Source organism: Nitrosomonas sp., assembly GCF_019752095.1.
In the GTDB taxonomy this organism is placed as follows: Bacteria; Pseudomonadota; Gammaproteobacteria; order Burkholderiales; family Nitrosomonadaceae; genus Nitrosomonas.
In genome coordinates this window covers 108,852-129,663 of record NZ_JAIEMO010000025.1, presented here as the reverse complement: position 1 = coordinate 129,663, position 20,812 = coordinate 108,852, and the positions used below count along the sequence as shown (strand labels likewise).

27 protein-coding genes are annotated in these 20,812 nt (G+C 43.3%); 16 read left to right on the top strand and 11 right to left on the bottom strand.

The genetic code is table 11. The features are described from left to right. Window positions 1–63 precede the first annotated feature (63 nt). A complete protein-coding gene (locus K2Q13_RS08385) occupies window positions 64–624 on the top strand; it encodes a NifU family protein (RefSeq protein ID WP_292920614.1) in 561 nt (186 codons plus the stop codon). Window positions 625–678: 54 nt separating this feature from the next. On the opposite strand, the gene K2Q13_RS08380 is transcribed toward K2Q13_RS08385, so the two are convergent. The 5 genes from K2Q13_RS08380 to K2Q13_RS08360 form a co-directional block, all read right to left on the bottom strand. After that, the gene (locus K2Q13_RS08380) at window positions 679–1,242 is read right to left on the bottom strand and encodes an elongation factor P (protein ID WP_292920613.1); all 564 of its coding nucleotides are present in this window, start codon (window positions 1,240–1,242) and stop codon (window positions 679–681) included. Between the two features lie 78 nt (window positions 1,243–1,320). After that, window positions 1,321–2,457: an elongation factor P maturation arginine rhamnosyltransferase EarP gene (gene earP / locus K2Q13_RS08375; protein ID WP_292920612.1), complete on the bottom strand. Its 1,137-nt coding sequence runs from the start codon at window positions 2,455–2,457 to the stop codon at window positions 1,321–1,323. A gap of 103 nt (window positions 2,458–2,560) precedes the next feature. Further along, entirely contained in the window at window positions 2,561–3,340 is a 780-nt protein-coding gene (locus K2Q13_RS08370) for a DUF4126 family protein (RefSeq protein ID WP_292920611.1), read from the bottom strand. Window positions 3,341–3,555: 215 nt separating this feature from the next. Continuing rightward, window positions 3,556–4,101, bottom strand: coding sequence for an NUDIX hydrolase (locus K2Q13_RS08365; RefSeq protein WP_292920610.1), 546 nt, complete (start codon window positions 4,099–4,101; stop codon window positions 3,556–3,558). 39 nt (window positions 4,102–4,140) lie between these two features. Further along, window positions 4,141–4,968, bottom strand: a complete 828-nt coding sequence (locus K2Q13_RS08360) for a DUF2914 domain-containing protein (RefSeq protein ID WP_292920609.1) — start codon at window positions 4,966–4,968, stop codon at window positions 4,141–4,143. 122 nt (window positions 4,969–5,090) lie between these two features. Here K2Q13_RS08360 and ligA point away from each other — a divergent pair, with 122 nt between their 5' ends. The 7 genes from ligA (at window position 5,091) to K2Q13_RS08325 (ending at window position 10,113) form a co-directional block, all read left to right on the top strand. After that, window positions 5,091–7,118, top strand: a complete 2,028-nt coding sequence (gene ligA / locus K2Q13_RS08355) for an NAD-dependent DNA ligase LigA (RefSeq protein ID WP_292920608.1) — start codon at window positions 5,091–5,093, stop codon at window positions 7,116–7,118. A gap of 14 nt (window positions 7,119–7,132) precedes the next feature. Beyond that, complete coding sequence (locus K2Q13_RS08350) at window positions 7,133–7,678, top strand: hypoxanthine-guanine phosphoribosyltransferase (RefSeq protein WP_292920607.1); 546 nt, start codon at window positions 7,133–7,135, stop codon at window positions 7,676–7,678. Window positions 7,679–7,697: 19 nt separating this feature from the next. Continuing rightward, entirely contained in the window at window positions 7,698–8,444 is a 747-nt protein-coding gene (locus tag K2Q13_RS08345) for an S-methyl-5'-thioinosine phosphorylase (protein ID WP_292920606.1), read from the top strand. After that, the gene (gene def / locus K2Q13_RS08340) at window positions 8,434–8,967 is read left to right on the top strand and encodes a peptide deformylase (protein ID WP_292920605.1); all 534 of its coding nucleotides are present in this window, start codon (window positions 8,434–8,436) and stop codon (window positions 8,965–8,967) included. The genes K2Q13_RS08345 and def overlap by 11 nt, the downstream gene beginning before the upstream one ends. Window positions 8,968–9,010: 43 nt before the next feature. After that, window positions 9,011–9,544: a hypothetical protein gene (locus K2Q13_RS08335; RefSeq protein ID WP_292920604.1), complete on the top strand. Its 534-nt coding sequence runs from the start codon at window positions 9,011–9,013 to the stop codon at window positions 9,542–9,544. Window positions 9,545–9,637: 93 nt separating this feature from the next. Further along, a complete protein-coding gene (locus K2Q13_RS08330) occupies window positions 9,638–9,817 on the top strand; it encodes a hypothetical protein (protein ID WP_292920603.1) in 180 nt (59 codons plus the stop codon). Beyond that, on the top strand, window positions 9,811–10,113 hold the full coding sequence (locus tag K2Q13_RS08325; protein WP_292920602.1) for a type II toxin-antitoxin system RelE/ParE family toxin: 303 nt from the start codon (window positions 9,811–9,813) through the stop codon (window positions 10,111–10,113). Before K2Q13_RS08330 ends, K2Q13_RS08325 begins: the two co-directional genes overlap by 7 nt. A 64-nt stretch (window positions 10,114–10,177) precedes the next feature. Here the strand turns inward: K2Q13_RS08325 and hemJ are convergent, their stop codons facing one another. Next, window positions 10,178–10,621 carry a protoporphyrinogen oxidase HemJ gene (gene hemJ, locus K2Q13_RS08320; protein ID WP_292920601.1) on the bottom strand — a complete coding sequence of 148 codons (444 nt, stop codon included), beginning with the start codon at window positions 10,619–10,621 and terminating at the stop codon, window positions 10,178–10,180. A 110-nt stretch (window positions 10,622–10,731) separates the two neighbouring features. Here hemJ and K2Q13_RS08315 point away from each other — a divergent pair, with 110 nt between their 5' ends. Then, on the top strand, window positions 10,732–12,237 hold the full coding sequence (locus tag K2Q13_RS08315) for a carboxypeptidase M32 (protein ID WP_292920600.1): 1,506 nt from the start codon (window positions 10,732–10,734) through the stop codon (window positions 12,235–12,237). Here K2Q13_RS08315 and pbpG read toward each other — a convergent pair. The 5 genes from pbpG to flgA form a co-directional block, all read right to left on the bottom strand. Beyond that, the gene (gene pbpG, locus K2Q13_RS08310) at window positions 12,234–13,124 is read right to left on the bottom strand and encodes a D-alanyl-D-alanine endopeptidase (RefSeq protein ID WP_292920599.1); all 891 of its coding nucleotides are present in this window, start codon (window positions 13,122–13,124) and stop codon (window positions 12,234–12,236) included. The two genes, K2Q13_RS08315 and pbpG, sit on opposite strands and share 4 nt — an antisense overlap. A 307-nt stretch (window positions 13,125–13,431) precedes the next feature. Continuing rightward, a complete protein-coding gene (locus K2Q13_RS08305; protein WP_292920598.1) occupies window positions 13,432–13,659 on the bottom strand; it encodes a hypothetical protein in 228 nt (75 codons plus the stop codon). A 205-nt stretch (window positions 13,660–13,864) separates the two neighbouring features. Next, window positions 13,865–14,233, bottom strand: coding sequence for an Mth938-like domain-containing protein (locus K2Q13_RS08300; protein WP_292920597.1), 369 nt, complete (start codon window positions 14,231–14,233; stop codon window positions 13,865–13,867). A 95-nt stretch (window positions 14,234–14,328) separates the two neighbouring features. Next, entirely contained in the window at window positions 14,329–14,586 is a 258-nt protein-coding gene (locus tag K2Q13_RS08295) for a phosphopantetheine-binding protein (protein ID WP_292920596.1), read from the bottom strand. Between the two features lie 148 nt (window positions 14,587–14,734). Continuing rightward, complete coding sequence (gene flgA, locus K2Q13_RS08290; protein WP_292920595.1) at window positions 14,735–15,457, bottom strand: flagellar basal body P-ring formation chaperone FlgA; 723 nt, start codon at window positions 15,455–15,457, stop codon at window positions 14,735–14,737. A 217-nt stretch (window positions 15,458–15,674) separates the two neighbouring features. Here flgA and flgB point away from each other — a divergent pair, with 217 nt between their 5' ends. Genes flgB through K2Q13_RS08255 form a run of 7 tightly spaced genes read left to right on the top strand, consistent with a single transcriptional unit; the run spans window position 15,675 to window position 20,785 of the window. Next, window positions 15,675–16,085: a flagellar basal body rod protein FlgB gene (gene flgB, locus K2Q13_RS08285; RefSeq protein WP_292920594.1), complete on the top strand. Its 411-nt coding sequence runs from the start codon at window positions 15,675–15,677 to the stop codon at window positions 16,083–16,085. A gap of 3 nt (window positions 16,086–16,088) precedes the next feature. Then, a complete protein-coding gene (flgC, locus tag K2Q13_RS08280; RefSeq protein WP_292920593.1) occupies window positions 16,089–16,493 on the top strand; it encodes a flagellar basal body rod protein FlgC in 405 nt (134 codons plus the stop codon). Between the two features lie 11 nt (window positions 16,494–16,504). Beyond that, window positions 16,505–17,173 carry a flagellar hook assembly protein FlgD gene (locus K2Q13_RS08275; RefSeq protein ID WP_292920592.1) on the top strand — a complete coding sequence of 223 codons (669 nt, stop codon included), beginning with the start codon at window positions 16,505–16,507 and terminating at the stop codon, window positions 17,171–17,173. A 13-nt stretch (window positions 17,174–17,186) separates the two neighbouring features. After that, window positions 17,187–18,461: a flagellar hook protein FlgE gene (flgE, locus tag K2Q13_RS08270; RefSeq protein ID WP_292920591.1), complete on the top strand. Its 1,275-nt coding sequence runs from the start codon at window positions 17,187–17,189 to the stop codon at window positions 18,459–18,461. A gap of 28 nt (window positions 18,462–18,489) precedes the next feature. Continuing rightward, window positions 18,490–19,233, top strand: a complete 744-nt coding sequence (flgF, locus tag K2Q13_RS08265; protein ID WP_292920590.1) for a flagellar basal-body rod protein FlgF — start codon at window positions 18,490–18,492, stop codon at window positions 19,231–19,233. A 27-nt stretch (window positions 19,234–19,260) separates the two neighbouring features. Further along, entirely contained in the window at window positions 19,261–20,043 is a 783-nt protein-coding gene (flgG, locus tag K2Q13_RS08260; RefSeq protein WP_292920589.1) for a flagellar basal-body rod protein FlgG, read from the top strand. A gap of 25 nt (window positions 20,044–20,068) precedes the next feature. Continuing rightward, complete coding sequence (locus K2Q13_RS08255; RefSeq protein WP_292920588.1) at window positions 20,069–20,785, top strand: flagellar basal body L-ring protein FlgH; 717 nt, start codon at window positions 20,069–20,071, stop codon at window positions 20,783–20,785. The last annotated feature ends 27 nt before the right edge of the window (window positions 20,786–20,812 follow it).

Sequence of the window (20,812 nt, the reverse complement as noted above, 5' to 3'; positions counted from 1 at the left end):
AACATCTTACTAAGCAATCCATGCTGCGCGTAATAGCAGCTGCAATATTTTAATACTGACAAAATGCCAAAAATTGCTGATATTGAAGGAACTCCCAACAAGAATGCTTTGAAATTCATTCTTAAAGAACCATTGACATGGGGCGTGGCACGTTCATACGATAACGTTGAGGCCGCCAGAGATGACCCATTAGCATCTGCATTATTCGATATTGATCATGTCACGAATGTTTTTTATATTGATCATTGGATCACTGTCACTCAGGATGGTGAAGCTAATTGGCAAGACCTGGCGCGAGATATTGCCGATCCCATCCGTGCAGCCCCGGCGGCTTCTGCGCAATCTGCTGAAACTGTCGCTACTGCAAACGAGGCTCTTGTTAACTTGAGTCCGGAAGATCAACTGCGCCTGGAAAAAATCAATGTCTTACTGGATGAGGAGGTGCGTCCTTATCTGCAAAGTGACGGTGGAGATTTGCATGTTCTAGGACTCGAAGGTGACATTTTACATATCCATTACCAGGGTGCATGTGGAACATGTCCCAGCTCTATTTCAGGCACATTGAGAGGAATTGAAAATATGCTCAAGACTATCGAACCAGATATTCAAGTCGTCGCCAGCTAATAACCAAATAGAAAGGTGACAAAAGTCACCTTTCTGAGAATTCATTGGGATATATCAAACACGCTTTCTGAATTCATTGTTGTGTGGGGCAATTTCTATTTTATCGCCAATCTCTACGAAAGCTGCCACTTGAATTTCAAAATTTGTTCCTGCAAGCCGAGCTGGTTTCATGATCTTACCCGTCGTGTCGCCTCGTACTGCGGGTTCGGTATACTCAACTTCACGTACAATCGTATTGGGTAACTCGACAGAAATTGCTTTGCCATCGTAGAAAGTTACCTGACATACATCTTCCATACCATCGGTTAGGTAATTCAGTACGTCTGACATGTTGTCAGCTTCAACCTCAATTTGATTATAGTCGGCATCCATAAAAACATAGAGCGGATCGGCGTAGTAGCTATATGTGCAGTCTTTTCTATCCAGAACTACCAAGTCGAATTTTTCATCCGCTTTGTAAACGGTCTCGGTTGTGGTGCTGGAAAACAAGTTTTTCAACTTCATTTTAACCACAGATGCGTTACGGCCAGACTTGGTAAATTCTGCCCGTTGCACAACCATGGGGTCATTACCAATCATTATGACGTTACCTGATCGTAGTTCCATTGCGGTTTTCATAGTTCAATTCCAAATTGTAAGTTAGAAGCAAGATTAATCTGTTATCAACAGTGAATTCTGAGTTCAAAAAACCATGGATTATAGCCGATTTTCTGCAAGCTGCACCAGATTGGACACCAAATCTTCCAGTTCCAGTAATTGATTGACCCAGTTTTTATTATGCTGCATCAAAGACCTGTGAAACGCTGCTAAGTTCTCCCAAATCAGGCTATTCATTTCATATTTTCCATTCCAACAGTGCCACATTGCTTGCACAGCAGATGCAGCTTCCACTGGTAAATCCGCCATATAGAGCGTAAGAAATGCATCCAGTTTTTTCCAATGCACACCTTCCTGCTGAGGATAAATATTCCAGATAAAAGGCTTAGTCGCCCATTGCGCACGTACAAAAGAATCTTCGCCTCGCACAAAATTGAAGTCGCAACTCAATAGCATTAAATCATAATCCGTTTGCTCCATAAAAGGAATAATCTGAATAGTCAGTTGCTTATGGTGTATTAATGCATTAATCTGGGATGATGCATGATTAAACAATGCTACAATACGATCAGCAACAATTCCTTGCGGTACGATCAGCAAAACAGGCACTGTAGATTCCGATAATACTTGAATAAATTTTTCAATAGGTGCGTTCTCATAACAAAACAAAGAGATACGTATTTCATCATCTTTTCGATTGAGTAGGCCCTTGCGTTGCAAAAATGCCTGATCTGCTTTCTGGTCAAATGCATCTTGTCGTGCCAGTAAATTCTTTTCTCGCAGCAAGCCGCCGCTACCCAATACAAAGCCAGGGAAAAAGAATGTTTTGGTTAAACAAAAGTGGGGATGCGGTGAAGGTAGGCCGTGGTATTGAGTTACCCAAGGCTCGGCACTAAGATATTCCAGGTTAATCCAAATGGGAGGTTTTTTTTTCTGTAACATCGCAGTTACATACACCTCCGGCAGTTCGCACGCGAATGCTTCAATGACCACATCTGCCGGTTCAGCTTCCACAAATGCCTGTTGCCAATAGCAAATCTCAATGCATAGGATGTTTTGTTGCTGAGCCCGGGGATTTACAGTCGGTACTATTGTGGCAAAGCTGACTAGATCATCAACCCATAGGCGCACTGACTGATCATGTTCATGGGCCAGCTGTTTGGCAAGGCGCCAACATACGCCAATATCACCAAAATTATCGATAACTGTACAAAAAATATCCCATTGGCGTCGCATTGAACTATCTGTAGGTTATATTCGGAATCTTTTTTGAGTGCTCTAACACTGTTAAGAATATTGCATTGCAATCATTGAGAAATTTAACCGTAAAATTACCTTACTAATTTTTTTTATTCAGAATGATTTTTTTTTGCTGTTCAAATTCTTGTTCTGTGAGCACGCCTTTATCGCGTAGTTGCTGTAATCGTTCTAATGCCATTATTGGGTCGTGCGGCTGAAATTGCATTGCTGTGGTAATAGAATCCGATACATTGCTTGCCGCAGCTTGCCCATATGTGAAGCCAAGAAATTTTGCGATCTTAGAAAGTAAGATTCTAATCAGAAACCATAGTTTTGGTAATGACCAGATGGCAATGCCCATAAAGACAACAAATAATATTAGAAAGATCTCTGGTTGCTTCAGCGCCGCCCACATCCCAGCCAGCACTAAGAAATCCTCCATGATGGAAGCTGACCAATTTGTAACAGGTTCGGGGGATGTATTTATCAGCAGTCGTGTACCAGCTTTGGTGGCATGGCTCGTTGCAGCCACGCCAGCTCCTAAAATACCCGCTGCAATTTCGAGTGCGGGTGTTACATCTCCAACCGCGCCTGCCGCTAACATGGCACCTGCAGGAATTCTAACAAAGGTATGAATGGAGTCCCATACCGAATCCATTCCAGGAATCTTATCCATAAAAAATTCAATGAAATACATAATGCCAGCTGCACCTATCACTAATGGCTCTTGCAATACCGATAATTCAGTAGGCAAATCAATGTGGCCTGTAGAGCCACCCAGCCCCAGCACCAGTAGAACGGCGTACAGATTAATACCGCTTGCCCAGGAGGCACCCATCATTAAAGCTATTGTTGCTAGCAGCGTTTCGTAATTTTCCATATCAGAATTTACTTATGCCTATATAATCACTGCTCAAATTATGACATATCGCGTGCTTTGTCAGATTTTTATGATCTGCTTGCAGAATTCAATAACCGCAAATCAACCGAATGGGAATAGAGCTATTTGTGCGATGTCCTTCGCAATACTACCCAGTATATGGTTAAAATTCGATTGTTTCTGCGTTCCTATGAAAAATGCTCAGAATTGATTATTCATGAAGTATTCTGAGTTTTGTTAATTACACCAATATGAAGGCTGAATTTTCCCTGGTTGCGTTCTTTGAAATATAGCCTGAGCGGATCGTGTATAACCCGAAACGCCATTTCTTCCCACGGTATTTCCTGTTCAGATACGAGTTTAACTTCCAAACTTTCGATTCCGGGTTTGAAATCGAGATCGAGCAATTTTGCCCTGAAAATAAAATAAACTTGGCTGATATGAGGCAGGCTATAAACAGCGTATAGATCGCCTATTTCTACTCGTGCATTGGCTTCTTCCAGGGTTTCTCTCGCGGCAGCTTGTGCCAACGTTTCATTATTTTCCATAAAGCCGGCGGGTAACGTCCACCAGCCTTTACGGGGTTCTATGGCACGCTTGCACAATAAAATTTTATCTTCCCATTCAGGAATGCATCCGACAACCATTTTGGGATTCTGATAATGAATGATATTACAGGTGTTGCATACATAGCGGAGTAAAGAATCACCCTCAGGAATTATCAATTCAACAGTGGCACTACAGTTGCTGCAATATTTCATGGTGCATCCTAACTTGCTTATTCAGTAATATCAATAAACTTAGTTTTGCGTGACGGTAAAATCTCGGGTTGCCAGTTGATTTCCTGATCCATCGATTAATTCCACACGCCAGGAACCTATTCGTTCGCGATCAAGTTGCTTGCTGGCGTGAGTACGCCAGTTGTCATTGTGCACTTGCAAACGCAATTGTGAATCGAGTTGATTATTAAAATACCAGTTAACGCGGATATTATTTCCTCGCAGGTTTTGTAATTGCAAATAGAAATAGATAGGCTTGGTTTCACCTAGTTTTAATTGTACAGTTTCAATCGAATCAACGGGTTCACGCCCTTTGATTGCATGAGTTAACAATGCTCTAAGAACCTCGGGTTGATCCGATGTTTGATGCGGTTTGGATTGTGATGCGGTTTTGGGCACACTTTTGTCAGGATTACTTAATTGGTCAGTAATAGAGTTTTTTTTTGGTTTTCTGGCAGGCGTAATTACGGTTTTGGGTGTGATAGCATTACTGTCGGATTTTGCCGGAGTTGATTGAGCAGGGTGTGTGCTAATTGGGGCATTTAACTGAGTTTCTGCTGAGTCATCGCGTGTGTCGGGTTCTGCCCCAAGCTTTTCTGGAGGAAACATATTCTCAGGTGCAGAAATAACCGATTCATTCAAGGGTTCTTCAGGGCTTTCGCTATTGAAAATCAAATAACCGAGTAAGGTCAGAATAGTTAGCAATGCAAGTGCAGCAATGGAAATTTTTTTCCAATCCAGCGATTCTTCATAAATGATTTCAGGCTCAGGGTAGATTTCCTCGATGGCTTGTGGAGGTTCCTGCTGTATTTGAATACGGATTTTTAATGTGTTGTTATTATCACTCATGATGTACTTTCTAAGACAAGATGAAGTCGCAGGGTTAATTTTTTTGATGAATGCGCAGTATAAAGGATTTTTGGTCAAGAACTGAAACCGTGTTTCACCGGTATTCGTTATACTAATTCGATATGAATGAGAAAATCGATAAAATAAAACAACATGCACAAGATTTACGTGCTGAGATCGAACTGCACAATTACCGGTATTATGTGCTGGATAATCCGACCATTCCCGATGCCGAATACGACAAACAACTGCGCGAGTTACAGCGCATTGAGCAAGACTATCCGCAACTCATCACGGCCGATTCGCCGACGCAACGCGTTGGCGCGGCTCCGCTTAAAGCTTTTCCACAAATTTTGCATCGTAAGCCAATGTTGTCACTGAATAATGCGTTTGAGGATGTGGAGCTGGAGACATTCAATCGGCGTGTTTGTGAAGGATTATCGGTGGACAGCATCGAGTATGCGGTAGAGCCCAAATTCGACGGATTGGCTGTCAGCTTATGCTATGAAGATGGCATTTTTAAAACCGGTGCGACACGTGGTGATGGCTATATGGGTGAAGATATCACGTTGAATCTAAGGACGATTAAATCGATCCCTTTGTCGCTTCCAGTCGATAATCCTCCGCCATTACTGGAAGTGAGAGGTGAAGTGTTAATGCTGAAAGCAGATTTCTTAAATTTAAATCAACGCCAGGTAGCTAAAGGCGAAAAAGAGTTTGCCAATCCGCGCAATGCAGCAGCAGGGTCAGTACGTCAACTGGATCCTGGTATTACCGCAACACGGCGTTTAGCTTTCTTTGCTTACGGCGTTGGAGAATATCAAGATAGTCACATGCCGTTGGATAAGCACAGTCATGTAATGGCCTATCTTGCATTGTTGCATTTCCCCGTTGCCAAAGAATGTGACGTGGTTAAAGGGTTGCAAGAATTGTTAGCGTATTATCAGGCGATCGAGGTGCAGCGTGAGTGCTTGCCGTATGATATTGATGGGGTAGTGTATAAAGTCAATTCCTTGACGCAACAGAAGCAGTTGGGATTCGTGTCGCGTGCACCGCGATTTGCACTGGCGCACAAATTTCCGGCGCAGGAGGTGGTCACGCAACTGTTGGGTATTGATGTACAGGTTGGCAGAACTGGTGCCTTGACACCAGTTGCACGTTTGAAGCCGGTGTTTGTCGGCGGCGCGACTGTGACCAACGCCACCTTGCACAATGCGGATGAAATCGAGCGCAAGGATGTTCACATCGGTGATACCGTCATTGTTCGCCGCGCAGGCGATGTGATTCCAGAAATTGTAGCGGTGATACTGGAAAAACGTCGGCCTGATGCGCAGATTTTTTTGATGCCGGAGCATTGTCCGGTGTGTGGCGCTAAAGCAGTACGACTTGCCAATGAGGCGGTATTGCGCTGTACCGGTGGATTATTTTGTCCGGCGCAGCGCAAGCAGGCAATTTTGCATTTTGCTTCGCGCCGAGCGATGGATATTGAGGGGCTGGGGGATAAACTAGTGAATCAAATGGTCGATCAAGCAATTGTGCGCACCCCAGCGGATTTGTATAAATTGGGATTAGGCGCACTTGCTAATCTGGAGCGCATGGCGGAGAAATCGGCCAATAATATCCTGCGTGCGATAGAAAAGAGTAAACATACGACGTTAGCAAGATTTATCTATGCATTGGGAATCCGTAACGTTGGAGAAACAACCGCAAAGGATTTGGCGGCGCATCTGGGCAGTCTCGATCGGCTGATCGAAGCTGGTAGCGAACGTCTACAACAGGTTCCGGACGTTGGCCCGGTGGTTGCGCAAAGCATCGCGGATTTCTTTGCTGAAGCACATAACTGCGAAGTGATTGAGCAACTGCGTGCCTGTGGGGTGCACTGGGTTGAGCATGAGGGAATATCCACTTTAGTTGTTGGAATGAAACCATTGCATGGCAAGACATTTGTGTTGACCGGAACATTGCCCACACTGAACCGCGAAGAAGCCAAAGAAAAAATTGAAGCGCTGGGTGGTAAAGTCAGCGGAAGTGTTTCAAAAAAAACCGATTATGTTGTCGTAGGTGCAGATCCGGGCAGCAAATACGACAAGGCGCTGAGTTTAGGAATTTCAGTGTTGGATGAAACAGGATTAATGGAACTGTTGCAATAACGCTCAAAATAACCATGCTGACTTACCAACAAGCGCAACAAATCCTCGATACAGCTGAGCTTATTTATTCCGAGCAAACGGTCGCGCAAACGATACACCGCATGGCGCTGAATATCACGCAGTTGCTATCGCAGCAACAACCCCTAGTTTTATGCGTGATGGGCGGTGCAGTGGTATTTGCCGGACAACTGTTGCCAAAACTTCCTTTCCCGCTTGATTTTGATTATTTGCATGTATCACGATATAACAAACAACTGCATGGCGGGGAAATTCAGTGGCGGGTGGAGCCTGGAGAAAGTGTCAAGGATCGGGTTGTTTTAGTGCTGGATGATATTCTGGATGAAGGCATTACGCTGGCCGCCATTCGTGACAAAGTGTTGGAAAATGGCGCGAAAGCATTTTATAGTGCGGTGTTCACAGAAAAAGAAACGAGCAGACCGAAGCCACTGCAAGCTGATTTTGTTGGGTTGACAGTTCCGGACCGTTATGTTTTCGGGTTTGGCATGGATATACACGGCGCATGGCGGAATTTACCCGCCGTTTATGCAGTAAAAGATTGAATCTAAGTTTGGGAGAATCATGTTTGCAATTATTGGCGGCAGTGGAATGACGCAATTATCCTGCCTGGAAATATCCCGTCGGGAAATCATTCGCACGCCTTACGGCGAACCTTCCGGCCCGTTGACTTTTGGTAAGATGAAGAATGAAGACATCGTTTTCCTGGCGCGGCACGGACACGGACATACGATTCCGCCGCATGCGATCAATTATCGTGCAAATTTATGGGCACTGCACTCATTGCAACCCTCGCATGTCATTGCCGTAGCGTCGGTGGGCGGTATTCGCGCCGACCTGACGCCGGGCCGATTGATGATTCCGGATCAAATTATTGATTATACCTATGGACGCGGCTTTACTTTTTTTGAAGGCAAGGATCAACCGGTAACGCATATTGATTTAACTCTTCCGTATAGTCAGCGTACTCGCGCATTGCTGCTACAAGCAGCGAAAAGTGCCAATAAGGACATTTTCGATGGAGGGGTTTATGCAGCAACGCAGGGCCCCAGGTTGGAAACGGCCGCCGAAATCAACCGATTGGAACGCGACGGCGCGGATATCGTGGGCATGACCGGTATGCCGGAAGCCGCGCTGGCCAGGGAATTGGGCTTGGACTACGCCAGTATTGCCGTGGTCGCTAATCACGCCGCTGGACGCGGTACTAACGTGAGTGGCATTCCATTGAAGGAGATTTATGCCGTGTTGGAACAAGCGATGGTGGATGTCAGAAATATTCTGGAACATGTGGTGAGCCGCGATGGCCATTAAACCCGTACTCAAAATGGGTGACCCGTTGTTGCTGCAAGTGGGCAAACCTGTCGAACGATTCGATACCCCAGAACTGCACGCATTGATTCAGGATATGCAGGATACCATGGAGGATCTGAATGGCGCAGGCTTAGCGGCGCCCCAGATTGGCGTGAGCCTGCAAGTGGTCATTTTTGGGTTTAAAAAGAATCAACGCTATCCCGATGCGGATGAAGTTCCATTCACGGTGCTACTTAATCCACATTTGACGCCATTATCCGACGAGAAAGAAGATGGCTGGGAGGGTTGCCTGAGCGTGCCCGGAATGCGCGGCGTCGTGCCGCGCTATGCGCATCTGCGCTATCAAGGTTTCGATCAATATGGTAAAGCAATCGATCGCACCGTCAGCGGCTTTCACGCGCGCGTGGTGCAGCATGAGTGCGACCATTTGCAAGGGATTCTGTATCCGATGCGGATTAAGGATTTTCGACTATTTGGGTATACGGATGTGCTGTTTCCGGGGCAGGCAGTAATTGATGATTAGATTCATTTTGTGTTTAAATTTTTTTAATACTTAGAGGATTTTCATGCCTTTGTTTAAGAAAGAGAAGAATAAAAAAATAAATGATTTTGAGATTGCTATGAGAATGAGAGATTTCGAGATTGGTCAACTCACCAATAGAAATAATTTCTTTATGATCTTTCAGGGCGTGTTATTTGCTGGAATGTTACAGTCCGATCATACGATACCAATAATCAGTTTTATGGCTTGCGTTGTGGTGTTAGTCGTATCTCTATTTCAGGTGGGTGTGGCAAGCGGCGCAAAATTCTGGCAGGAATATTGGGAACAAATGCTTTCTGAATATGAGAAAGGCATGAGAAATGGGCATCCGGTTTTGTTCCATGAAGATAGTTGCAAGTATTCTAAAACTGTCAAAGACAGATTGCAGAAACGAGGAATCTTCGGACTGGTAAGCAAGCTTATAATGAGCAGATTCTCTGTTAGTCGTATTCCTATTTATGTGGGTATAGGGCTGTCAATTATTTGGGGATTACTTTTGCTCTCTACTCTACGCGCATATCCACCACTTTCAACACCAAGCTGCATAATTGGATTTTAAAATCCAGCGAATAGGCACGGTAAAATCGATAACTTGCGTAAACTACTGCCGATTCTGACAATGCATTTTTAACTAATAAGGGAGGTAAATACTATGTTAGCAGCAAAAAAAGAAGCATTGAAAACAATTGATCAACTACCGGATGACGCAGATATGGATGAAATTATGTATCGACTTTATGTGCTGGATAAGATCAGAAAAGGACAGGAAGCTGTGGAGCAGGGGAGAACTCTAACTAGTGAGGAACTCAAGCAAGAAATAGATACGTGGTAGTATGGACTGAGTCAGCTAAGGCTGATTTGCGTGCTATTCATGATTTTATTGCACATGATTCCTGCTATTACGCCAAGAAAGTTACTCAGGATATTCGTGAAAAAATGGATGGATTGGACGAGTTCCAAAAGATGGGGAGGATAGTCCCAGAAATAAATGATGATCTTGTGAGAGAACTGTCACTTTATTCTTATCGTATTATTTATGAAATTAAGGATCAGACTATTTTTATACTTGCTGTAGTGCATCAACGAAGAAACCTAAAAGGTGATGATGTCTCAAGAGAGGCATCATAGCTCAGAGCAGAGAATTTTTCACCCGCAGAAGTAGCAGGCTTGTATCGTACACAAGCTACTTAAATCATTCAGATATTACAGAAATAACTGCCACCAGGTCAGGCTTAACCACCACCAATATCACCACTGCAAACAGAACTAGCACCGGAAATTCATTAAACCAGCGGTAAAACACATGGCCATGTTGATTGGCATCGTTTTTAAACGCCGTGACAAATTTTCCACAGTAATAGTGATACAAAATTAATAACAGAACTAGCGCCAGCTTGACATATAACCAGCTTCCAGAGAAACCATATCCCAGCCACAGCCACACGCCGAATACCACGGTTAGAACCCCACCGGGGGTCATGATGCCATAATAGAGTTTGCGTTCCATGATTTTGAAGCGCTCTTTGCCGGGTTGATCTTCGCATTGGGCGTGATAGACGAATAAGCGTGGCAGGTAGAATAGTCCGGCGAACCAGGTGACCATGAAAATGATGTGCAGTGATTTTATCCAGAGCATGTGTGTGTGAATTATTAGTGTTAAAGTTGTACGAAATGGAAGTTGTGATTTTAGCGCTATTCCCAAAGATTTGGGGATTATGTGTATTTTGATTAAAGAACAGGATGGCTATGGATCAACATTATCAGAATTTAGTTCAGAAATTGGAAGAGATTGCTCATTTGAATGGTGTAATGAGCACGTTGGGATGGGATCAGGAAGTGATGATGCCTGCGGGCGCCAGTGAAGCACGCGCGAAGCAGATTGCGGCACTGGCAGGGGTGATTCATGAGCGCATGACCGATCCTGCGCTGGGGGATTGTCTCAATGAATTGAAAGAAAAAGATTCTGATCGTTTGGGTGAGGTGGAACGCTGCAATATCCGCGAAGCGCTGCATAGTTATGAATTGGAAACCAAAGTACCGAAGCGATTGGTGCAGGAGTTGGCAGAGCTGGGTTCGCGCGGGCAGGGTATTTGGGTGATGGCGCGACAAGAGAATAAATTTTCCAATTTTGTGCCGGTGTTGAAGCAATTTTTAGAATTAAAGACAGAGTGGGCACAGCGTATATCACCCGATTTGAAGCCTTATGATGCCAATATCGATCTGTTTGAGCGCGGGACAACAATGGATATGATTACGCCCATATTTGAGCGCCTAAAACAGGAATTGATACCGTTGATTGAGGCTATTCAAAACCATCCTCAGCAACCAGATACGTCGTTCTTGCAGGGAAGGTTTGCGCTGGATAAGCAGGAAGAATTGGCGCGAAAAATCAGCCAGGATATCGGCTTTAATACGGAACAAGGCCGCATTGATGTGTCAGTGCATCCTTTTTGTGGTGGCAGTCATCCGACCGATGTACGGATTACAACACGCTATAAGGAGAGCGATTTTGTCGAATCATTGTATTCAGTGATTCACGAGACGGGTCATGCACTGTACGAACAGGGGCGACCACATGAGCTGGGGGATTTGCCTGCATCCGAATCATTAACGATGGGAATTCATGAATCCCAGTCGTTGTTTTGGGAGCGCATGGTTGCGCAAAGTAAGCCATTTTGCTCGCATTATTTCGATACGATCCGCGCAGCATTTCCGGATAACTTGCAAGCAGCAAACGTGGATTCGTTTTATCGCGCGATCAATAGCTGCAAACCGGATTTTATTCGCGTGGAGGCGGATGAAGTGACTTACCCGTTGCACGTCATATTGCGCTACGAAATCGAGAAGGGCTTGTTTGAAGACTCGATGCAGGTCGATGATTTGCCTGGTATTTGGAATGAATTGATGCAGAAATATCTGGGGATTAAGCCACCTACGGATACGTTGGGCGTATTGCAAGATTCGCATTGGAGCGGAGGAGCATTTGGGTATTTTCCTTCGTATACGCTGGGTGCAATGTATGCGTGCCAGTTTTATAATACATTGCTGAACGAGCAACCGGAGGTGGAAGAAAGCATTGCAGCAGGAAATTTTGCACCGATTAAAGGTTGGTTAAATGAGAAAATTCATCGTCAAGGCAGGCTCTACACACCGCAAGAGCTTGTTCAGCGTGTGACAGGCGAGGCATTGAATCCAGATTATTTTATTGGTTACTTAAAAAATAAATACAGTGAAATTTATGCGTTGGTTTAATGGTTATTACTTAGACTCGGCTTTGCAGTAAGCAAAATTCTTTGATCTGATTCAGTTTTGCTGTGTTTGCTTACGACCTGATTACTTTCTATCCATTTTTTGACACGATTTGCATCACCGATGCGCGTATTTTTACCCCATGAATTGAGTAGCACGATGACAACGGGTTGTCCGGAGATTTTGGTGTGCATAACTAAGCAGCGTCCGGCCTCATTCAGGTAGCCAGTTTTGGAAACGTCGATAGTCCAGTTTTGGCTCCGTACTAAGCTATTGGAATTGACGTACTGCAATTGACCGTGCTTATTTCCTGGAGATACGGAATGTTGAAATGCGGTGGAAAATTCGCGTATAACAGTATAGCTGTTAGAGGCAGCGACCAATTTGGCTAAATCGCGTGCGGTTGCTACATTATTACTGCTCAATCCGGTAGGTTCGACAAATTGACTGTTAAACATGCCAATCTGTTTGGCTTTAATGTTCATGGCATTCACAAATGCCTTGGCGCCGCCGGGATAGGTCCGGCCTAACGCTGCTGCTGCCCGGTTTTCTGAAGACATGAGCGCCAGCTTCAACAATTCATGTCGCGAAAGCTTACTGCCTACTGGAAGTCGGGAAGACGTGTACTTCAATTTATCGACATCAGCATTTTCTATCGTGATGATTTCATCCGGTGGTAAACGTGCATCAAGTGTGACTATGGCAGTCATCAGCTTGGTGATTGAAGCAATGGGCATAACCTTATCGGCATTCTTGTCAAAAATGACATGCTCATCCTTTGCATTAAAAACAAGAGCTGCATGAGATTTAACATCTGGACTGTTTTTTTGTGCCAGTGAACTATTGGCATAAAAAAGTAGGATGAAAAACAGAATAAATATTTGTTTCATTATTTTCCTTCTCAATGGATGAAAATTGCAAATCAAGTACACATTAATTCACGCATTTTTATGAACGAGGAAAATATCTTTTAATTCTTTATCAAGATACTTTATAACAAAGAATATTTATTTAGTTGGGTGATTTTACGCGCATTTCGAGATGTGCTTTCTGTTTCTGATACACAAAACAATAGGCCAAGCTGACAGTCGCTTAATTTATTTATTCTCCATCCAATCTATGCAATTCCCTAGATGAAGCAAAAAAAACTCTTCTACTCAAACTTGACCTATTTATAGCTACCCTGCTACTGATTTATTATTTACCAAAGTTTGGTTGTTTTAATTTGGCAGGACAGGTGACCATTTCACCATCAACACGATCTTTGATTTTTTCGCCGGCTTTTTTGTTATCGCATTGCATTTTATTCAAGATGTCTTGGGCAGACATGGGGGGCATTGAAGATTCTTTGTTTCCGCTTGCCATAGTGACAGATGATCCTAATAAAAAGGCTAAACCGATTGCAGCGATTAGAAATTTGCTCATTTTCAACTCCTATATTAATGTTATGAAGGAAGCCAATTTTATATACCTGACTTACCAACCATGAATTTATCACAATCATGACTGAAATGGCCATTTCTTTTTTTAAATCTTATAATAAAGAAATGGTGAACGAGTGTGTTTTTGGGATTGATTAAGTTTAGATTGACTAAGCGGGGTAGCAGACTTTATTAAACTAATTGATTTGTCATATAAATAGAACCGCTCCGACTCGCCGTCCTTCTTCAACTAGAATATTATAAGTCCTGCAACAAGCTTTTGTATCCATAATCTCAATTCCAATACCCATTTTAGCCGCTTGACTCAGTATGGAATGACTTGGAAATTGATGTGCGATACCCGTGCCTAGAACAATGATTTCAAGTGCATGAGGCAACAAATTTTCAAAATGTTGAATTTCTAGTTCAGAAACTGAAATAACCGGCCAGTTTTCAATCAGTCGATCCGGTAATACAATCAAATTTTTTTCATATTTTATTTGGTTGATTACTACATATCCGTCACCATACCCAGTGAAAATATATTGATGAGAGAAATTGGCAGGGTGTAATTTCAACGCTTTGCTCCATAATGATTTGATCGCATCAACAAAGATTATGCATGAATTGAGTCAGAATACAACCAGCATCGTGTCGGTGTTTTTGGACAGACTCAAGCTAATTGCTCATTTTTCTCAGCTAGCTTTATTTCTACAAAGTTAACTAATGAGCTAAGTTTCTCAAAAGTCTTGGCACTAATCTCGTCATCTTCTATTGAGATGGAAAATTTTTTCTCTAAAGCCAAGATAACCGTGACGACTGCCACTGAATCAAGCTCAGGAATACCGCCAAGTAATCTTGCATCCGGCCCCATTGCATCAAGTCGTTTGCCTAATCCCAGGGTATCAGTCAGAATTTTTTTGATTTCCAAAGTATGGTTTGTATTAATCACAGTAAAAAATTATTTGTTATTCGGTATTGCATGATTATAAATCTGATTTAGGTCATTATCACAGATTTACACAGTGATAATTTTTAGCGCTTGGTTATTACAGGGGAATTATTTTGCTGGCGACGAATTATGGCCTTATTTCAACGATTGAATTGGGGCGTGCCAATCCGCTGATGATTCGTCCTGATTTATTACGAACTTGAATAACCTGACCATCAGCTGCATCAGCTAATGCTTGTCCTTCTGATTGGATATTAAATCCACGGCCTTGCACGACTAGATTGACGGTTTGTCCACGCAAGATTACATGAGGAGCTCGTAGCATTTGCGGGCGTAGTGGTTGGCCGGCAGGTAAATTGGTTGCAGCGACTTTGCCAACTATTAGCGCGACATCGGTGAGTATGCCTTCGGGTAATTGTGTCAAATTAGTATTCTGAGGTGCTATATCCTCATATGTAATAATTTGTCCAGTAGCGATAGGCCGCGTGGTATGTAATACGTCCGACATTACATTTATTTCTGCTTGCACGTAGATGGTCCAAATTGCAAGTTCGCTATTACAACGAACACCAATCGAAGTTTTTCCCCACAGGCGATTGCCTGCAGGAATAAAGGGTTCTAATTGCGGACATTTTGGTAACACCAGATGTTTATCAATTTGACCGACATTCACGATGACTTGTCCAGGTAGATTAGCTGTATTGTTGTAAAGGAAATTCTCAATCGCATTATTTATCAGAGGTATTTCTTGATTAGGGAGAACAGTTTTGTGCCGAGATGCAAGTGCAGGAGTAAAAAAAACAAGTGCCAACATGAATAGGCAAAGAATTAATATTGAGTAACGTATCATAATTTTTTTATCCACTGAGCCATTCGTTCTTGCCGGTTTCGGCAAATATTGCCGCAATATCCACATATTAAACAATTGCAAATGGATTGATGCTCAAAGATAGCGTCTGTTTCTTATCTTTATTGTTGATTCGTTTATCAATCTGAACATTTAACATAGTTGGCATGCTAACTGCTAATAAATGAATAGAAAATATTTGATTTAGGCGACAAAGAAGATGATAAACAAACTTGATAAAGAATTAAATTATCACCATAACGCTTTAAGTTTAAGGGTCGCAAGGCAGGAATTGCTTTCAAGCAATGTGGCTAATGCTGATACCCCTAATTTTAAAGCGAAAGATATCGACTTTGCCAGCATGCTTCAAGAAAAGATTTCTTCAACCCCAAGCCTGAAAAATGTAAACCTTAATACGACATCGACAATGCACATTAATTCCTCTACACCTGGATTATTCGGAGACAATATTCTATACCGCGTTCCCCTGCAACCTAGTGCAGATGGGAATACGGTGGATATGGATATGGAACGTACCCGCTTTGCTGATAACGCAATTAAGTACGATGCGAGCATCGCTTTTTTAAATTATGAATTTAGATTTTTATCATTAGCATTGCAGGAGAGATAAAAAATGTCATTGTTTAATGTATTTGGTATAGCAAGCTCGGCCATGTCTGCACAGTCACAACGTTTGAATGTGGTGGCGAGTAATCTTTCGAATGCGGATAGTGTAACCAGCTCGACTGGAGAGCCTTACCGTGGACGTCAAGTTGTTTTCAGTACATTACGTGCGGATGCTAATGGTGCAGCTGGCGTTAAGGTTGCAGGTGTTGTTCATGATCCTTCGCCGATGCGACAAGTATTTGATCCCAATCATCCATTTGCGAGCCCAAGCGGTTATGTAACGATGCCGAATGTTAGTGTCGTCGATGAAATGGTCAATATGATGTCGGCTTCACGTTCGTATCAAAATAGTGTCGATATGATGAACACGACTAAATCACTGCTACAAAAAACCCTGACTATAGGTCAATAAAGGAGCATTCCATGACTTCAATTCAACAACCCGATTTGTCATCAGTTTCATCGGGGACCACGACAGGTATTACAACTAAGAAACAAGCTGAGGATCCTCAAGATCGCTTTCTGAAGCTTCTGGTTACCCAAATGAAAAATCAGGACCCATTGAAACCGCTGGATAACGCAGAAGTGACCAGTCAGTTGGCGCAAATTAGCACAGTGGCAGGTATCGATAAATTAAATTCAACGCTGCAGCAATTGGTTTCCAGCACAGATGATAGTCGAGCATTGGAAGCATTGGACATGATCGGACATAGTGCTTTTGTTCCCGGCAAGTCAATATCTCTTGAAGGAGAGGGTGCCATAGCCGGGATCGAATTAGAACAATCGGTCGATCAAGCTATTGTAACGATATTCGATAGCTCGGGGATTGCAATTCACACTAAGACACTTGGTGTGCAACCGGCCGGTGTTAGTACTATTGGTTGGGATGGTGCGACAGATAGTGGCTCCAAAGCTGCAGATGGAGACTATACCTTTACAGTCACGGCAAAACAGGGTGATAAGGAAGTTAAAGTCAACACACTTTCATTTGGCACAGTAAACAGCGTTTCTCATGGAGAGCTGGGAACGCATCTGGATATGGGTAATAAGTTGGGATTAGTCAGTTTATCTGACATTAAACAGGTTTTTTGATTAGGAGAACAAGATGAGTTTTCAACAAGGTTTAAGTGGTTTAAGTGTGGCATCGACAAATCTTGATGTTGTTGGTAACAACATTGCCAATGCGAATACTGTTGGGTATAAACAAGCTCAAGCTCAATTCACCGATATATTTGCAAACTCGTTGGATGGAGCAGGCTCTTCCCGTACGCAGATAGGTATCGGCGCACGAGTAGCCACAGTTGCACAATCATTTAACCAGGGAGATATTGCGGCAACCAATAATCCGCTAGATATAGCGATAAATGGACAAGGTTTTTTCCGCATGAGTGATAGCGGAGCAATTAGTTATACTCGGAACGGTCAATTTCGACTTGATGGAAATGGGTTTCTAACGGATGCTAGTGGGACGAATGTAACCGGATATGCGGCAGATATAGATGGAAACATAAACTCCAGTCAACCAACTAATCTGAAATTTATTACCTCTGATATTCCTCCAAAAATTACATCAACTTTCAATTTGGGTTTCAATTTGCCATCAGATGCAACAGCACCTGTAGTGGCTACTTTTGATGCGAATAATCTCGGGAGCTTTAATGAGACAAGATCTGGATCGTTTTTCGATAGCCTGGGTAGTGAGCATTTGTTTTCCTATTATTTTCAAAAATCAGGCACTACCGCCAATACATGGAATATGTATGCGAGCGTAGATGGTGCAGTTGATGCAATCTCGGGGGTTCCTATTGGAGTTACTCTAGACGGCGCTGCTTCAGTAACATTGACGTTTGATAGTAATGGAGCTTTGACTGCGCCTGCTGCACCTTTTAACGTGTCGGTTGATTTGTCGACTATTGATCCGACACTGGGAGCAGGTTCCCCTTTGGTTTTTGCTTTGGATCTAACCACAGCGACACAATTTGGATCTAAATTCGGCGTTAATTTACAACAGGGTGATGGATATGGATCAGGTCGATTAGCTGGTTTTACAACAGCTGCCGATGGCGTGATTCAAGGAAATTATAGCAATGGACAGAACAGACCATTGGGACAAATTGTTTTGGCTAATTTTGTTAACCCACAGGGTTTAAATCCTATTGGGGACGGTCGTTGGATAGAAACTCCCAGTTCAGGCCAATCCCTGGTTGGGCCGCCAAACTCGGGAACATTAGGTGTGCTCCAAGCTTCTTCAGTTGAAGCTGCCAATGTGGATTTAACCTCTGAATTGGTAAAAATGATTACCGCGCAGCGGATGTATCAAGCGAATGCCAAGACCATTGAGACTCAGGATGCTGTTTTGCAAACATTGGTTAATCTTTAACTTTTTTACCCGAGCTGAGTAAGCATTCATGGACCGACTGATTTATACATCGATGACTGGTGCAAACCATACGTTGAATCAACAAGCGACCGTTGCACACAATCTCGCTAATGCATCGACAACGGGTTACCGGGCTGAGGCCAATGCATTTCGTGCTGTTCCATTATTTGGGGATGGATTGCCAACACGCGCTTTTGTGGTGGATTCAACGACAGGCTCCGATTTCACTACGGGCCCATTAGAGACGACTGGACGAGATCTTGATGTTGCTATTCGGGGTCCTGGCTGGATTGCCGTACAACTTGATAATGGTGAAGAGGCGTATACCCGGAATGGCAGCTTGCAAGTTGGTGCCAATGGCTTGCTGTCAACCCAGAATGGATTGAAGGTTAAAGGTGATGTGGGGGTTATTTCTGTTCCGCCGGAAACACGCATTACTATCGGTGTAGATGGAACTGTATCGACAGTTCCGCTTAATGCGCTGCCAAATACGGTGGCTATAGTTGGGCGAATTAAATTGGTTAATCCCCCGGAGGGAAATCTTGTAAAAGGTGCCGATGGCTTGTTTCGTCAAAAAGATGGCAAAGAGGCGATCGTTGATGCCAGAGTTCGATTGATTGATGGAACCCTAGAAGGAAGTAACGTGAATGTTGTGCATGAAATGGTCAGTATGATCGCTCTGGCTCGTCAGTTCGATATGCAAATGAAGATGCTGGAAAACGCGGAGCGCAATGCGCAACAGGCAAGTCAGATTATGCTGGTTAGAGCTTAGCAACAATTAAATATAGGGATTGATCAAATGATACGTTCATTATGGATTTCCAAAACGGGTTTAGAAGCACAGCAAACCAAGTTAGATGTTATTGCTAATAATTTGGCGAATGTCAATACCAATGGCTTTAAGCGGTCTCGAGCAGTATTTGAAGATTTGATGTATCAAACATTGCGACAGCCAGGTGCTCAGTCCTCGCAACAAACTCAATTACCTTCCGGCTTACAGCTTGGCACAGGCGTTAAACCAGTTGCAACTGAGAGCATATTCACTCAGGGAATAATACAACCAACTGATAATCCACGCGATGTGGCAATCCGTGGATTGGGTTTCTTTCAGGTCCTAATGCCTGACGGAACAACAGCTTATACACGTGATGGAGCATTTCAATTAGACCTCAATGGTCAAGTTGTAACGTCCAGTGGATATATGGTGCAGCCGGCAATTGTTGTTCCACCGAATACACAGACTGTTACTGTAGGACGGGATGGTACGGTATCTGCAACGGTACCAGGATCTCAGGTACCAATACAACTTGGCAATATCCAATTGGCAAGCTTTATTAACCCGTCTGGATTACAGAAAATGGGTGAGAATCTGTACATGGAAACTGCATCCAGCGGAACACCCAATCAGAATGCGCCTGGCACCAATGGTCTGGGAATTCTGGATCAGGGGTTTGTTGAAACTTCAAATGTAAGTGTAGTGGAGGAGCTGGTTAATATGATTCAAACCCAGCGCGCCTATGAAATGAATTCCAAGGCTATTGAGACATCTGATCAAATGCTGCAAAAACTGGCGCAACTATAATTGGTTAATTACCGGGAGCAATAGAATGGTTAATTGCCAACTGTTGATAGACAATAAATATAGCTCTTTGTATGTATTGATACTCTTCATGCTTGTATCGGGTTGCACAACCATTCCAGCGACAGTTACCCATCAACCTAATTCTTTGCGTCCAGCTCATCAAAGCTTGGCGGTCATTCAGCCTAATGGCTCCATTTTGCAAGCGCTTAATAGCACGACGAATGGAGTGCGCTATACACCATTGTTTGAGGATCGACGTGCAAGAAGTGTTGGCGACACGATCATTGTTACCTTGAATGAGCGAACAAATGCAAGTAAGAGCTCAGGAAGTAATGTGGGCCGTTCTGGAAGTATTGATTTCTCGATTCCAAGCCTTCTGGGGATACCCCTAAGTTTGTTGAAAAAGCATGCCACTGTTGAAGCTAAATCCAATAATAGTTTTGATGGCAGCGGAGAAAGCTCTAGTAAGAATAATTTTATAGGAACGATTACGGTAACAGTGATTGAGGCACTACCAAATGGAAACCTAGTTGTCAGCGGAGAGAAACAAATTGGAATAAACCAAGGACAAGAGTTTATAAGGCTTTCGGGAGTGATCAATCCAATACATGTTATGGCAAACACCATATCATCAACACAGATAGCCGATGCACGCGTTGAATATCGCGCCAACGGTTATATTGATGAAGCACAGACAATGGGATGGCTATCACGCTTTTTTCTAAATGCGACACCTTTTTGATAGTTTTAATACATTTATCTGATTTCC

What these genes read in the sequence shown, in the direction of transcription:
- flgC (WP_292920593.1), top strand. Translation starts at nt 16,089, where the DNA reads ATGTCATTGTTTAATGTATTTGGTATAGCAAGCTCGGCCATGTCTGCA.
- K2Q13_RS08275 (WP_292920592.1), top strand. Translation starts at nt 16,505, where the DNA reads ATGACTTCAATTCAACAACCCGATTTGTCATCAGTTTCATCGGGGACC.
- def (WP_292920605.1), top strand. Translation starts at nt 8,434, where the DNA reads ATGGCCATTAAACCCGTACTCAAAATGGGTGACCCGTTGTTGCTGCAA.
- ligA (WP_292920608.1), top strand. Translation starts at nt 5,091, where the DNA reads ATGAATGAGAAAATCGATAAAATAAAACAACATGCACAAGATTTACGT.
- flgF (WP_292920590.1), top strand. Translation starts at nt 18,490, where the DNA reads ATGGACCGACTGATTTATACATCGATGACTGGTGCAAACCATACGTTG.
- K2Q13_RS08385 (WP_292920614.1), top strand. Translation starts at nt 64, where the DNA reads ATGCCAAAAATTGCTGATATTGAAGGAACTCCCAACAAGAATGCTTTG.
- flgG (WP_292920589.1), top strand. Translation starts at nt 19,261, where the DNA reads ATGATACGTTCATTATGGATTTCCAAAACGGGTTTAGAAGCACAGCAA.
- K2Q13_RS08335 (WP_292920604.1), top strand. Translation starts at nt 9,011, where the DNA reads ATGCCTTTGTTTAAGAAAGAGAAGAATAAAAAAATAAATGATTTTGAG.
- K2Q13_RS08255 (WP_292920588.1), top strand. Translation starts at nt 20,069, where the DNA reads ATGGTTAATTGCCAACTGTTGATAGACAATAAATATAGCTCTTTGTAT.
- K2Q13_RS08370 (WP_292920611.1), bottom strand. Translation starts at nt 3,340, where the DNA reads ATGGAAAATTACGAAACGCTGCTAGCAACAATAGCTTTAATGATGGGT.
- hemJ (WP_292920601.1), bottom strand. Translation starts at nt 10,621, where the DNA reads ATGCTCTGGATAAAATCACTGCACATCATTTTCATGGTCACCTGGTTC.
- flgE (WP_292920591.1), top strand. Translation starts at nt 17,187, where the DNA reads ATGAGTTTTCAACAAGGTTTAAGTGGTTTAAGTGTGGCATCGACAAAT.
- K2Q13_RS08345 (WP_292920606.1), top strand. Translation starts at nt 7,698, where the DNA reads ATGTTTGCAATTATTGGCGGCAGTGGAATGACGCAATTATCCTGCCTG.
- flgB (WP_292920594.1), top strand. Translation starts at nt 15,675, where the DNA reads ATGATAAACAAACTTGATAAAGAATTAAATTATCACCATAACGCTTTA.
- K2Q13_RS08365 (WP_292920610.1), bottom strand. Translation starts at nt 4,101, where the DNA reads ATGAAATATTGCAGCAACTGTAGTGCCACTGTTGAATTGATAATTCCT.
- K2Q13_RS08360 (WP_292920609.1), bottom strand. Translation starts at nt 4,968, where the DNA reads ATGAGTGATAATAACAACACATTAAAAATCCGTATTCAAATACAGCAG.
- K2Q13_RS08380 (WP_292920613.1), bottom strand. Translation starts at nt 1,242, where the DNA reads ATGAAAACCGCAATGGAACTACGATCAGGTAACGTCATAATGATTGGT.
- pbpG (WP_292920599.1), bottom strand. Translation starts at nt 13,124, where the DNA reads ATGAAACAAATATTTATTCTGTTTTTCATCCTACTTTTTTATGCCAAT.
- flgA (WP_292920595.1), bottom strand. Translation starts at nt 15,457, where the DNA reads ATGATACGTTACTCAATATTAATTCTTTGCCTATTCATGTTGGCACTT.
- K2Q13_RS08350 (WP_292920607.1), top strand. Translation starts at nt 7,133, where the DNA reads ATGCTGACTTACCAACAAGCGCAACAAATCCTCGATACAGCTGAGCTT.
- earP (WP_292920612.1), bottom strand. Translation starts at nt 2,457, where the DNA reads ATGCGACGCCAATGGGATATTTTTTGTACAGTTATCGATAATTTTGGT.
- K2Q13_RS08315 (WP_292920600.1), top strand. Translation starts at nt 10,732, where the DNA reads ATGGATCAACATTATCAGAATTTAGTTCAGAAATTGGAAGAGATTGCT.
- K2Q13_RS08305 (WP_292920598.1), bottom strand. Translation starts at nt 13,659, where the DNA reads ATGAGCAAATTTCTAATCGCTGCAATCGGTTTAGCCTTTTTATTAGGA.
- K2Q13_RS08330 (WP_292920603.1), top strand. Translation starts at nt 9,638, where the DNA reads ATGTTAGCAGCAAAAAAAGAAGCATTGAAAACAATTGATCAACTACCG.